This is a genomic window from Geodermatophilus sp. SYSU D01176, assembly GCF_054050015.1.
In genome coordinates this window covers 11,983-24,077 of record NZ_JBJGYN010000041.1, presented here as the reverse complement: position 1 = coordinate 24,077, position 12,095 = coordinate 11,983, and the positions used below count along the sequence as shown (strand labels likewise).

The window sequence follows — 12,095 nt, the reverse complement described above, 5'->3', positions numbered from 1 at the left end:
CTCTTGCCGCCCCGGTGTGATCACATCTATGTTCCGCCGGGTCCCGCCGTCCGGCCGTGCCGGCCGCACGAACCCGCCGCCCGTGGGCGGCCGAGCCCCCGAGGTCCGATGCCGACTCCTCCCCGCCGTCCTGGATCCCGTCCCGGTGCACGAGACACCGACACCGATCCCGTGGTCCTCGACCGGGGCGCGCTCACGACACTGTGCGAGCGCGCGCTCCGGGCGGCCGGCGCTGCCCCGGCACAGGCGACGGTGCTCGCCGAGGCGGCGGTCCAGGCCGAGCTGCTCGGCCGGTCCGCTCTCGGCCTGACGCACCTGCTGGACTACGTCGACGGCTTCGGGACCGGGCGGATCGCGGCCGGCGTCGAACCCGAGGTGCGACAGGTCTCGGCGGTGATCTCCGCGGTCGACTGCCGGGGTGGCGTGGCGCAGCACGGCTTCGACGTCGCCCTGGCCGGGCTGTGCCGCGCCGCGGCCGAGTACGGGCTGGCCGCGGTGGCCCTGCGGCGGAGCTTCACCGCCGGTGAGCTGGACCACTACGTGCGCCGGCTCAACCGGCGCGGGCTCCTGGGCCTGGCGTGCGCGAACTCCCCCGCGCTCATGACGGTGGCCGGGGCGCGCGGCCCGGTGCTGGGGTCCAACCCGTTCGCCTTCGGCGTGCCGCTGCCCGGGGGCCGGCGGCTCGCCGTCGACCAGGCCACGAGCGCGACAGCGTGGGTGACGGTGCGCGACGCCGCGCTCCGCGGGGAGCAGATCCCCGACACGTGGGCGGTCGACCGCGAGGGTGGACCGACCACGTCTGCGGCAGCCGGCCTCGAGGGCGCACTCCTGCCGTTCGGCGGCTACAAGGGCGGCAACGTCGCCCTGCTCGTCGAGCTGCTGGCGACGCTGGCCGGCGGCCGGTTCTCCAGCGACGCGGCACCGTTCGACCGGGGGGCCGAGTCGCCCTCGATCGGCGTGGTCGTCGTCGCGGTGTCGACCGATCTGCTCGACCCCGGCTACGGCGCCCGCCTGGCCGCGCAGCTCGAGCGGTGGCGCACCGAGCACGGCGCCCAGCCCGACGTCTGGACGACGTTCCGCGAGGCGACGTCCTGCCCCGTGCCGCGCGACCTGCACGACCGCCTCGCAGCCCTGGCCGCGGCGGCCGGCTGACCCGCTCTCGCCCTCACCTCATCGTGTCGACCGTGGGAGTGAGGTGTGCTGTCCGGGTCGGGGAACGGCGCAGCGCCCCGCCTCCGGCTGACCGAGCCAGGAGACGGGGCGCTGTACCGCGGTGCGTCAGCCCTGGAGGTGGCTGGCGAGGGCCGTGCCGTAGTCCGGGTTCTGCTCGAGCCACGCCGCGACGGCCTTCTCCTCCTCGCCCTCGCCGAACTCGTTGACGACCATGTTCTCGAGGCTGCCGAACTGCTCGTCGGTGAGCGTGAAGTTCTCCAGCATCGCCGCGACCTCGGGCTGGTCCTCGGAGAAACCCTCCCGCGCGAGGACGTGCAGGTTCTCCGGCTCGCCGTAGGCGCCCTTCGGGTCCTCGAGCGCCCGGATGGGGAAGGTCAGGTTCGCCCAGAACGGCTTCCACATCGTCACCACGATCGGCTCCTCCGCGTCGATGGCGTTCTGGAGCTCGGTGAGCATCGCGGCCGTCGAGGACAGCTGCAGCTCGAAGCCCTCGTCGAGCCCGTAGGCCGGGAAGACGCTCTCCTGCGTCATCTTCGTGAGCCCTGCCCCCGGCTCGATGCCGACGACCCGGCCGCCGAACTCGTCGGCGCGGGCGGGCAGCTCCTCGATGGAGGTGATGTCGACGTAGTCGGGCACGGCGAGGAAGGAGGTCGCCCCCTCGTAGTAGACGCCCAGGTCCTCGAGGTTCTCGCCGTACTCGTCCATGTAGGTCTTGTGCGTCATCTCCAGCCAGGAGGACGACAGGACGTCGATGTCCCCGTTGGCCAGAGCCGTGTACATCGGCGCGTTGTCGCTGAGCTCGGTGACCTCGACGGTGTAGCCGTTGTCCTCCAGGACGTCCTTGAGCAGGTACGTCGTGGCGGTCTCGTCGGTCCAGCCGGGGATGACGCCCATGGTGATGGTCGTGCCGCCCGCGGCACTGTCGCCGCCCTCCCCACTGCCGCTCTCGCTGCCGCCGCCGCAGGCGGCCGTCGTCATGGCGAGCGCCGTCACGGCCACGCCGAGCCGGAGCCGGAAGGTCAGGTGTCGCTGGGTCATTCGCGTTCCTCTCGATGGGTGGGGAAGCTGTCCGGCGCTACGCGCCGATCTTGCTGGGGACCTCGTCCGGTACGGCCGGCTCCTCCTCCTGCCACGTCTCGTCCTCGACGGAGGTCTCCTCGGCGGCCGGCCGCCTCCTGCGGCGCAGCTTGCGGAGCACACCCCCGCCCTTCCCGTGCCCGATGGAGGCCGTGACGCGGTCGAGGTAGATGGCGAGGACGACCACGGACAGTCCCGCCTCGAACCCGAGACCGAGGTTCAGCGTCGCGATGGCTGCCGTCACCGCCCCGCCGAGCCCCTCGGCTCCCACGAGGCCGGCGATCACCGCCATGGAGAGGGCCAGCATGATGACCTGGTTGACGCCGGCCATGATCGTCGGCAGCGCCAGCGGCAGTTGCACGCCGAAGAGCGTCTGCCGCGGGGTGGAGCCGAACGCGTGGGAGGCCTCGACGATCTCGTGGTCGACGTGGCGGATGCCGAGCTCGGTGAGCCGGACGCCGGGCGGCAGGGCGAAGATGATCGTCGCGATGACGCCGGGCACGACGCCGATGCTGAACAGCGTGACCACGGGGACCAGCCACACGAAGGCCGGCATGGTCTGCATCAGGTCCATGACCGGTCGGAGGACCGCGCTGGCCCGTCGACTGCTGGCCGCCCAGATGCCCAGCGGGATCGCCACGATCAACGCCCCCAGGGCGGAGACCAGGACCAGGGCCAACGTCTGCATGGCGGCGTCCCACTGCTCCATGCTGATGACCAGCAGCAGGCCCAGGAGCGAGACGAGTCCCAGCCGCCATCCGCCCATCAGCAGGCCGAACAGGGCGAAGACCACCGCCAGGACGACCGGGTCGGGCGCCTGGAGCAGCGCGATGAACCCGTCGACGACCGAGCCCAGGACGTCACTGAGCACGTCGAAGAAGGCGCCGAGCGCCGTGGTCAGCCAGTCGAAGAACTGTTCGATCGTGTCGCCGACGGGAACCCGGGGCACCTCGATCGCCAGTGGGGTCGTGTTCATCGCGCCATCGCCTCCGTGCGCGCCGAGAGCGGGGCCCGGCCGCTCACCTCGTGGGTCGTGTCGTCGTCCTGCGCCGTGTTCGAGCACTGGGCCAGGGCCCTCAGCACGGTGACTCGCGCGATCGCGCCCATGAGGTGCCGTCCGCCGTCGACCACCGCGAGGGCATCGGGGCTCGCCGCGCTCATCGACAGCAGCTCGGACAGCCGGGCGTCCGGGGACACGCTGAGCACCCGGTCGTCCACGATGTCGTCGAGGGTGCGGGCACCGTCGCGCACGGCGGCCGCCACCCGTTCCTCGTCGACGGCGCCGCGCAGGGTCTGGTCGCGGTCGACGACGAAGAGGCGGGTCGTCCGGTGCTGGCGCATCAACTGCTGTGCGACGTCCGGGCCCTGGTCCTGGCCGACGGCCACCGGCGGCACCATGACGCTCCCGGCGGTCAGCACCCGGGTGCGGTCGACGTCCTGGACGAACTGGGAGACGTAGTCGTCAGCGGGTTCGTTGAGGATCTGCTCGGCCGTGCCGATCTGGACGATCCGGCCGTCCTTCATCATGGCGATCCGGTCGCCGAGGCGCATGGCCTCGTTCAGGTCGTGCGTGATGAAGAGGATCGTCTTGCCCAGCTTGTGCTGCAGGTCGACCAGCTGGTCCTGCATCTCGCGCTTGATGAGCGGGTCCAGGGCACTGAACGCCTCGTCCATCAGCATGATGTTGGTGCCCGCCGCCAGGGCCCTGGCCAGGCCGACGCGCTGGCGCATGCCGCCGGACAGCTGACCGGGGAACGAGTCCTCCCAGCCCTTGAGGCCGACCAGGCGCAGGGCCTCCTTGGCGCGGGGCTCGCACTCGTGCTTCGGGATGCCCTGGACGTGCAGGCCGTAGGCGGCGTTCTGCCCCACCGTGCGGTGCGGGAAGAGCGCGAAGTGCTGGAAGACCATGCTGACCTTCTCGCGGCGCATGACCCGCAGCTGCTGCTGGTTCATCGTCACCACGTCGTCGCCGTAGACGAGCAGCTCGCCGGCCGTCGGCTCCAGCAGCCCGTTCACCATGCGGATCAGCGTCGACTTCCCCGAACCCGACAGCCCCATGACCACGAAGATCTCGCCCTCGCGGACGTCGAAGCTCGCGTCGATCACCGCGGCGGTGAGGCCGTCCTTGCGGAGGTCCTCGCGGGTCGCGCCGTCACGCAGCCGCGCGACCCCCCGCTCGGGTCGTTTGCCGAAGACCTTGTAGGTGTCGCGTGCCACGATGGCGTTCATGGCGGGCTCCCGTCGGTGAGTGTGGTCGGCCGCTGCAGGGCCGGAGAGCTGAACGAGTACCTCGTGCACTCGATGGCGATCCTCGTGCGTGCCGTCAGGCCGGGGAAGTCACCGTTGTCGAACGGAGACGGTCACCGGCGTCGAGCCGCCGTCGCGCGGGCGCCCGTTCGCCGAGCGGCTCCCGGTGCTGCCCGCGTCCGGCAGGACCCGCTGGGTCGTCGTCCCCATACACCGCAACGCCACCCCTCCGGCCCGTCCGACGCAGGTCACTGTGCCTCTTGAAGTGATCTGTGATCACACCCTAGGGTGATCTGCGTCATGTCGTCAACGCCCCGTCGACCGCGACCGGAGTCGATCGGTCCCGGCGTCTTGAGGGCAACGGCCTCAGCACCGATCCCTGGAGGATGCAGTGAAGGACGTGGTGGTGGTCGGGGGTGGCATCGCCGGCCTGGCGGCGGCATGGAGGCTGCGCGACCGGGACACCGTGCTGCTCGAGGCCGGCGATCGGGTCGGCGGCCGCATCCGCTCCGAGCGTCGTGGCCGCTACTGGATGAACTGGGGCGGGCACGTCTACGACGGCAGCCCCGCCTCGTCGACCCAGTGGCTGCTGCAGGACACCGGGTTCGAGTCGCGGCCGGTGCCCGGGAACCTGGCAGGCCTGAGCATGAACGGCCGCCTGCTGCTCAGCGGCCGGGTGGAGACCTTCCCGTTCCGGGTGCCCATGTCGTGGCGGGACCGCGCGAGCCTGATCCGGGCCGGCGCCAAGGTGCGCCTGGGCGTGGCGCGCTACGGCCGGCTGGTCAAGCGCCGCCCGGGCGAGGACGAGGCCACCCGGCAGCAGCGGGTCTACGACTTCAAGAACGACATCTCCTTCGCCGACTACGTCGGTGAGCTGACCGAGGACGCCGAGGCGCTCTTCAAGCCCACGGTCACCAGGTCGTCGGCGGAGATGCACGAGATCTCCGCCGGGGCCGGCATCGGGTACTTCAACCTCGTCTGGAACCTGGGCGCGGGCCTGTCGCACAGCATCGTCGGCGGACCCTCCACGCTCACCGAGGGGATCGCCGCGGCGCTCGGCGCACGGGTGCAGCTCGGCGCCGCGGTGCAGGAGGTGGTGCACCGGAAGGGCTCGGTGGTCGTGCGCTACACCCAGGGCGGCGTCGACCACGAGGTCCAGGCCCGGTGCGTCGTGCTGGCCACCCCGGCCGGCGTGAGCTCCCGGATCGCGGTCGACCTCGACGCCGACGTCACGGAGGCCCTCGCGCAGGTCAGGTACGGCCCGTTCGTGAGTGCGGCGTTCCTCACCGACGAGGCCGGCCCGTGCCCGTGGGACGGCACCTACGCGATCGCCACCCCCAAGCGCTCCTTCAACGTGGTGCTCAACATGAGCAACAACGTGCACGGCGTCAGTCCGGAGCGACTCCCGGGCAGCAGCTTCATGGCCTTCTCCCCCGCCGGGCTCGCCCGACAGCTCCTCGAGCAGGACGACGAGACCATCCTCAAGACCTACGTCGACGACCTCGACCAGGTGCTGCCCGGCTCGATGTCCTCCCTGGTGGAGGCCGAGGTGGCCCGGTGGCCCGAGGGGTCGGTGTACAGCTTCCCCGGCCGCGCCAAGCTGCAGCCGATCCTCACCCGCCGCGACAGCCGGGTGCTGCTCGCCGGCGACTACCTCGGCACCCAGTACACCGAGACCGCGGTGTACACGGGCCTGGCCGCGGCCGGTGCCGCAGAGCTCGCCCTGGACGCCGACCGGGTCGCCCCTCCGACGCCCCCGGTCCCGCCGGCCGCGTCGCCGTCCTGACCCCCGCCCTCATCGACCCCCAGCAGCAAGGAGCCCTCGTCATGTCCGCACCGCTTCGCGGCGTCCTGTCCGCCCTGCTCACCCCCTTCGACGGCGACCAGCGCGTCGACGAGGCCACCCTGCGACGCGTGGTCGACCGCAACATCGACGGCGGCGTGCACGGCGTCGTGGCGTGCGGGTCGACCGGCGAGTTCACCACGCTGAGCGGCGCCGAGCGCCGACACGTCGTCGAGACGGTGATCGACCAGACGGCGGGCCGGGTGCCGGTGGTGGCACAGACCGGCGCCCAGTCGACGGCCGAGGCCATCGAGCTGTCCCGCCACGCCGAGCAGGCGGGCGCCTCCGTGCTGATGGTGGTGGCGCCGTACTACGAGCCGCTCACCATCGAGGAGACGAAGCGCTACCTGCGCACCGTCGCCGAGTCGGTGGGCATCCCGGTCATGCTGTACAACCTGCCGGTCGCGACGGGGGTCGACATGACGCCGGACCTGGTCGGCGAACTCGCCCGCGAGGTCGAGAACATCCGGTACGTCAAGAACACCTCCCCCGACCTCGCGCAGGCCGGGCAGCTCATCCACAACCACGGCGACGTGGTGTCGACCTTCGTCGGCTGGGACTCGCTGCTGCTCGCCGCACTGGCGGAGGGGGCGGCGGGAGTCATGGCCGGCACCGCCAACGTGATCGCAGCCCAGCTGGTCTCCATCCACGCCGCCATGAGCGACGGCGACCTGGACCGGGCGCGTGGCGAGTGGGAGCAGGTGTACCCGCTGATCGACGCGATCATGGCCGCGCCGTTCAGCGCCGCGGTCAAGACCGCGCTCGGCGCGACGGGCTTCGCGATCGGCAACCCGCGGCTGCCCGTGCTGCCCCTCGACGGCGAGGTGGCCGCGACCATCTCGCGGCTCGCGTCGGCCCTCCCGCCGGCCCCCGTCCGGGAGCCGGTGACCGTCGGCTGACGACGTCGATCCAGCCGGTCCGTCGCCGTCCCCCTACGACCACCCACGACCCGAGGAGGAAGTCCATGTCCCTCACCGCCCCGCGCGCCGACGTCGTCCGGCGCGCCGGAGGAGCCCACACCTTCGACCCGGCCTCGCTGCCACCGGCCGGGCACTTCATCGACGGGTCCTTCCGCGACACCCCGGACGCCGAGCTGCTCGACGTCGTCGACCCCGCGTCGGAGGAGGTGATCGCGCGCGTCGCCCAGGGCACCGCTGCCGATGTCGATGCCGCGGTGGCCGCCGCGCTGCGGGCCCGGCCCGCGTGGGCCGGTCTCGTGCCCAAGGAGCGTTCGGAGCTGCTGCACGCCGTGGCCGACCGCATCGCGCAGCACCACGACGTCCTGGTCTCGCTGGAGTCGGCCAACACGGGCAAGCCGATGTCGGTGGCCCGCGACGACGTCGACGGCACCATCGACACCTTCCGCTTCATGGCCGGCGCGCTGCGCGCGACCACGTCGCTGGCTGCCGGGGACTACGCCAAGGACCACCTGTCGGTGATCCTGCGCGAGCCGCTCGGCGTGGTGGGCGTCGTCACCCCGTGGAACTACCCGCTGCTGATGGCGGCCTGGAAGCTCGCGCCGATCCTCGCGGCCGGCAACACCGTCGTGATCAAGCCGTCCGAGCAGACGCCGCTGACCACGCTGAAGCTGGCCGAGCTGGTCGCCGACCTGCTCCCCGCCGGCGTGCTGAACGTCGTGACCGGCCTCGGCCCCGTCGTCGGGGAGGCCCTGGCGGCCCACCCCGACATCGACATGATCGCGCTGACCGGGTCGGTCGGCAGCGGCCGAGCGGTGGCGCGCGCCGCCGCCGAGAGCCTCAAGCGGGTCCACCTGGAGCTGGGCGGCAAGGCGCCGGTGCTGGTCTTCGAGGACGCCGACCTCGACCTGGCGGCCACGTCGCTGCGCGCGGCCAGCTTCTACAACAGCGGGCAGGAGTGCGGCGCCGCCTGCCGGGTGCTCGTGCACGAGTCGGTCGCCGACGCGTTCGTCGAGCGTCTGGTGGCGCAGGTGCGCGAGCTGGTCGTCGGCGAGCCGGCCGCGGGCGACGACGTGGAGGTCGGCCCGCTGGTGTCCAAGGCGCACTACGACCGCGTGCTCGGCCACCTCGAGCGGGCCGTCAGCGAGGGCGCCCGCGCGGCGGTCGGCGGTGGGGCGGTCGACGGAACGGGCTTCTTCGTCGAGCCGACCGTGCTGGTCGACGTGCCCGCCCGCGCGGCGTGCACGGTGGAGGAGATCTTCGGTCCCGTGGTGACGGTCGAGACCTTCTCCGACGAGGACGAGGCCGTCGAACGGGCCAACAGCGTGCGGCTCGGCCTGTCCGCCTCGGTGTGGACGAACGACGCCCGTCGCAGCCACGCCGTGGCGGCGCGCCTCGACGCCGGCACGGTCTGGGTGAACTCCCACCTCGTGCTCGCCAACGAGGTGCCCTGGGGAGGGTTCAAGGGCTCGGGGTACGGCCGCGACCTGTCGATCTACGCGCTCGACGACTACTCCCGCACCAAGCACGTGATGCACAACCACGGCCGCTGACCGGTTCTTGCGTGTGCGGCAGCGGCGCCCGCCGGGACCCGGCGGGCGCCGCTCACCGGAGCCGGTCGTCCCCCGGAGCGTGCGAGATGAGCTCCGGGGCGCCGTCGGTGACGACGATCTGCTCCTCGTACTTGGCGCCCACGGTGCCGCCGACCGCGCCCATGTACCCCTCGACGCTGAGCACCATCCCCGGCTCGAGCACGCCCGCGTGGTGGTCACCGGCCTTGATCACGGGGTACTCGTCGACGGCGCCGCAGCCGTGCGCGATGAAGGGGTACTTCTGCTGCCGGTACCGCTCGGGGATGCGGGGGCCGAGCAGCTCCCCCAGCTCCCCGAAGCTGCGTCCGGCGACGAACTCCGGGATGCTCTCGTGCACGAAGTCGTAGGCGGCCGAGTAGACCTCGCGCTGCTCCCTCGTGGGCGGACGGTCGCCGCACAGGTAGGTGCGCGAGATGTCGGTCAGGTAGCCGTACGGGCCGACCAGGTCGGTGTCGAACGCCACCAGGTCGCCGTCCTCGACCGCGCGATGGGTCGCCTCCTGCATCCACGGGTTGGTGCGGGGCCCCGAGCAGAGCAGCCTCGCCTCGGCGTGCAGCGAGCCGTGCGCGTACGTCTCGCGGGCCAGCAGGGCCCACAGCTCGTTCTCGGTGCGGCCGGGCGTCAGGTGCGGCAGGAAGGCGACGATCGCCTCGTCGACCAGGCGCGCGTTGTCGCGGTGGATCGCCAGTTCCAGTGGCGTCTTGACGGCGCGCGCGGTCTCGAGGACCGGCACCGCGTCGACGACGCGGACCCCACGGGCGGCCAGCTCGACGAAGGCGACCGCCTCGGCACGGTCCACCCCGAGCGGCTCGTCCCGCAGGCCCCGGGCGGTCAGCTCGGCGACCACCTCGTCGATGGCCGTGGCGGCGTCCCGACCGGTGTTCGGGCCGGAGCCGAAGAACGTGAAGCCGGTCGCCTCCCGGATCTCGCCGTCCCACCGCGAGCGGGCCACGTGCACCTGGTCGCCGCCCTCCCACAGGACCGGATCGCCCTCGGCGAAGACCAGGGCCCACCGGTGCGAGCAGTGCATGTTGAAGACCAGGAACTGCCCGTCGCAGGTGGCGTACCGGACGTTGGCCGGATCGAAGAGCAACGCCGCGGGCAGGTCGGCCGCGTGCATCGCTGCTCGCGCGCGCGCCAGGCGCTCGGCGGAGAGCGCCCGGACGTCCACGGTCATCGGCCCCTGCACGGTCAGCCCCACGTCCTCCCGCATCAGCTGCGGCGTCGCGCATCGCACAACATCTCGCACAGCGGGACAGACGCTAGAGTTGCCGGCGTGGCCGGTCAAGGACGACGGGATGCCGCGTCAGCCCCTCTTCGGGTAACCGTTGCGCTCGGAGATCGAGGCGGCCGCGGCCAGGAGGGGCTCGGCGATCCGAGGTATGGCGGCCTCGTCGATCCGCAGCGTCGGCCCCGAGACCGCCAGGGCCGCGATGACCCGGCCGTCCAGGGAGCGGATCGGCGCGGCGACGGCCGTCAACCCCGGCTCCTGCTCCTCCACCGCGCACGCGTAGCCCTGGTCGCGCACGACGGCGAGCTCGCTCACCAGCCGCTCCGGATCGGTGATGGTGTGCTCGGTGAAGCGGGGCAGCCCGGCGCGCAGGAACGCCTGCAGTTCGACCGGCGGCATGCTGGCCAGGAAGACCTTGCCGCTCGAGGTGACGTGCAGCGGACTGTGCTGACCCACCCAGTTCACGGTGGTGATGGCCGAGGAGCCGATCACCTGGTCGACGGAGACGACGCCGTGCCCCTGCCGCACGACGACGTTGACCGTCTCGCCGACGTCCGAGGCGAGCGCGTTGCACACCGCGCGGCTGATGACCGTCAGGTCGTGCCGCTTGGTCACACCCTCGGCCAGTCGCACGACCCCGTCGGCCAGCCGGTACCCACCGCGGCTGGAGGTCTGCTCCACCAGCCCCGCGGACTCCAGGGTGCCGATCAGCCGGCCCACCGTGGACTTGTGCACGGAGAGTTCCACGGAGATCTCCGTGACGCCCGACACCCCGCGGCGGGCGAGCACCTGCAGGATCGAGATCGCCCGGTCCACCGACTGGACCGCGTTGTCCCTCGCCGGACCAGTGCCTTCGCTCACGAACCGACAAGGTACAAGCCACCGGTCCCCATCCGACGTGCCGGCGGACGCGGCCGGAACCGCCCAGAGAGGACTGGCCTCCGATGACCTTCACGCGGATGTTGCACGCCGTGGAGACGCACTCCGGCGAGCCGATGCGAGTCATCACCGGTGGGGTGCCGCACATCCCCGGCGACTCGGTGTACGAGCAGATGAAGTGGCTCGAGGGCAACGACGACCAGATCCGGATGCTCATGCTGCGGGAGCCCCGCGGCTACCCGCCGCTGTGCTGCAACCTGATCGTCCCGCCCAAGCACCTCGAGGCCGCGGCGGGCTACATCATCATGGAGCAGGTCGAGTACCCCGTGATGAGCGGCGGCAACACGATCGCCGTGGCGACGGTCCTGCTCGAGACCGGCATGATCCCCATGCGGGAGCCCCGGACCGAGTTCACCCTCGAGGCGCCCGCCGGCCTCATCCGCATCACGGCCGAGTGCCGCGGCGGAAAGGTCCAGCAGGTGACCTTCGAGAACGTGCCCGCCTTCGCCGCCCACCTCGACGCCGTTCTCGACGTGCCGGAGCTCGGTCGGGTGACCGTCGACGTCGGCTGGGGCGGCATGTTCTACGTCATCGCCGACGTGCGCCAGTTCCCCGGGCTGGAGCTGGTCCCGTCCCGGGCTGCGGAGATCACCCGGATCTCCTCGCTCATCCTGCGCGCGGCACAGGACCAGCTGCCGGTCGAGCACCCCGACTACCCCGGCATCGGCATCACGATCTCCCAGCTGTCCGGCCCTGCGGACAGTCCGGCGGCGGACCGGAAGAACGCGGTCACCGTGGCGAGCGGCCCGGTCGACTTCGCCGACCCGTCGACCTGGACCGGCTCGGTGGACCGGTGCCCCTGCGGCACCGGGACGTGCGCACGGATGGCCACGCTGCACGCCAAGGGCGAGCTCGAGCTGAACCAGCCGTTCCGCCACCAGGGCATCCTCGGCAACGTCTACACCGGCGAGCTGCTCCGCGAGGTGACGGTGGGTCCGCACTCCGCCGTCGTGCCGACCATCAGCGGCCGGGCGTGGATCTCGGGGTTCAGCACGTGGGTCCTCGATCCCGACGACCCGTTCGCGAACGGGTTCACCGTCGGCGACCTCTGGGCATGAGGGCCGGCCGTGTCCCGC

General features: G+C 72.1%; 10 protein-coding genes. 5 read left to right on the top strand and 5 right to left on the bottom strand.

Annotated features, from left to right (window positions below; translation table 11 throughout):
* Positions 1-171: 171 nt before the first annotated feature.
* On the top strand, positions 172-1,152 hold the full coding sequence (locus ACI78Z_RS18955) for an Ldh family oxidoreductase (RefSeq protein ID WP_457038092.1): 981 nt from the start codon (positions 172-174) through the stop codon (positions 1,150-1,152).
* A gap of 126 nt (positions 1,153-1,278) precedes the next feature.
* On the opposite strand, the gene ACI78Z_RS18950 is transcribed toward ACI78Z_RS18955, so the two are convergent.
* The 3 genes from ACI78Z_RS18950 to ACI78Z_RS18940 are packed head-to-tail and all read right to left on the bottom strand — an operon-like array spanning position 1,279 to position 4,479.
* Positions 1,279-2,211, bottom strand: coding sequence for a glycine betaine ABC transporter substrate-binding protein (locus tag ACI78Z_RS18950; protein WP_457038091.1), 933 nt, complete (start codon positions 2,209-2,211; stop codon positions 1,279-1,281).
* A 37-nt stretch (positions 2,212-2,248) separates the two neighbouring features.
* On the bottom strand, positions 2,249-3,226 hold the full coding sequence (locus ACI78Z_RS18945; RefSeq protein ID WP_457038090.1) for an ABC transporter permease: 978 nt from the start codon (positions 3,224-3,226) through the stop codon (positions 2,249-2,251).
* Complete coding sequence (locus ACI78Z_RS18940) at positions 3,223-4,479, bottom strand: quaternary amine ABC transporter ATP-binding protein (protein WP_457038089.1); 1,257 nt, start codon at positions 4,477-4,479, stop codon at positions 3,223-3,225. The genes ACI78Z_RS18945 and ACI78Z_RS18940 overlap by 4 nt, the downstream gene beginning before the upstream one ends.
* Positions 4,480-4,888: 409 nt before the next feature.
* On the opposite strand from ACI78Z_RS18940, the gene ACI78Z_RS18935 reads away from it, so the two are divergent.
* From ACI78Z_RS18935 to ACI78Z_RS18925, 3 genes are all read left to right on the top strand, one after another.
* Entirely contained in the window at positions 4,889-6,283 is a 1,395-nt protein-coding gene (locus ACI78Z_RS18935; RefSeq protein WP_457038088.1) for a protoporphyrinogen/coproporphyrinogen oxidase, read from the top strand.
* Positions 6,284-6,324: 41 nt separating this feature from the next.
* Positions 6,325-7,239 (top strand): 4-hydroxy-tetrahydrodipicolinate synthase, encoded by a 915-nt coding sequence (gene dapA, locus ACI78Z_RS18930; RefSeq protein ID WP_457038087.1) that lies wholly within the window; start codon positions 6,325-6,327, stop codon positions 7,237-7,239.
* Between the two features lie 65 nt (positions 7,240-7,304).
* Positions 7,305-8,810, top strand: a complete 1,506-nt coding sequence (locus ACI78Z_RS18925) for an aldehyde dehydrogenase family protein (protein WP_457038086.1) — start codon at positions 7,305-7,307, stop codon at positions 8,808-8,810.
* Positions 8,811-8,862: 52 nt separating this feature from the next.
* Here ACI78Z_RS18925 and ACI78Z_RS18920 read toward each other — a convergent pair whose 3' ends face one another.
* Both ACI78Z_RS18920 and ACI78Z_RS18915 read right to left on the bottom strand, forming a co-directional pair.
* Positions 8,863-10,062 carry a M24 family metallopeptidase gene (locus ACI78Z_RS18920; protein ID WP_457038085.1) on the bottom strand — a complete coding sequence of 400 codons (1,200 nt, stop codon included), beginning with the start codon at positions 10,060-10,062 and terminating at the stop codon, positions 8,863-8,865.
* Between the two features lie 93 nt (positions 10,063-10,155).
* Positions 10,156-10,941 (bottom strand): IclR family transcriptional regulator, encoded by a 786-nt coding sequence (locus ACI78Z_RS18915; RefSeq protein ID WP_457038084.1) that lies wholly within the window; start codon positions 10,939-10,941, stop codon positions 10,156-10,158.
* A gap of 83 nt (positions 10,942-11,024) precedes the next feature.
* On the opposite strand from ACI78Z_RS18915, the gene ACI78Z_RS18910 reads away from it, so the two are divergent.
* A complete protein-coding gene (locus ACI78Z_RS18910) occupies positions 11,025-12,077 on the top strand; it encodes a proline racemase family protein (protein WP_457038083.1) in 1,053 nt (350 codons plus the stop codon).
* Positions 12,078-12,095 lie beyond the last annotated feature (18 nt).

Bases quoted from the DNA above. Each gene is read 5' to 3' on its own strand.
- dapA (WP_457038087.1), top strand. From the start codon at position 6,325: ATGTCCGCACCGCTTCGCGGCGTCCTGTCCGCCCTGCTCACCCCCTTC.
- ACI78Z_RS18920 (WP_457038085.1), bottom strand. From the start codon at position 10,062: ATGCGGGAGGACGTGGGGCTGACCGTGCAGGGGCCGATGACCGTGGAC.
- ACI78Z_RS18925 (WP_457038086.1), top strand. From the start codon at position 7,305: ATGTCCCTCACCGCCCCGCGCGCCGACGTCGTCCGGCGCGCCGGAGGA.
- ACI78Z_RS18940 (WP_457038089.1), bottom strand. From the start codon at position 4,479: ATGAACGCCATCGTGGCACGCGACACCTACAAGGTCTTCGGCAAACGA.
- ACI78Z_RS18910 (WP_457038083.1), top strand. From the start codon at position 11,025: ATGACCTTCACGCGGATGTTGCACGCCGTGGAGACGCACTCCGGCGAG.
- ACI78Z_RS18950 (WP_457038091.1), bottom strand. From the start codon at position 2,211: ATGACCCAGCGACACCTGACCTTCCGGCTCCGGCTCGGCGTGGCCGTG.
- ACI78Z_RS18945 (WP_457038090.1), bottom strand. From the start codon at position 3,226: ATGAACACGACCCCACTGGCGATCGAGGTGCCCCGGGTTCCCGTCGGC.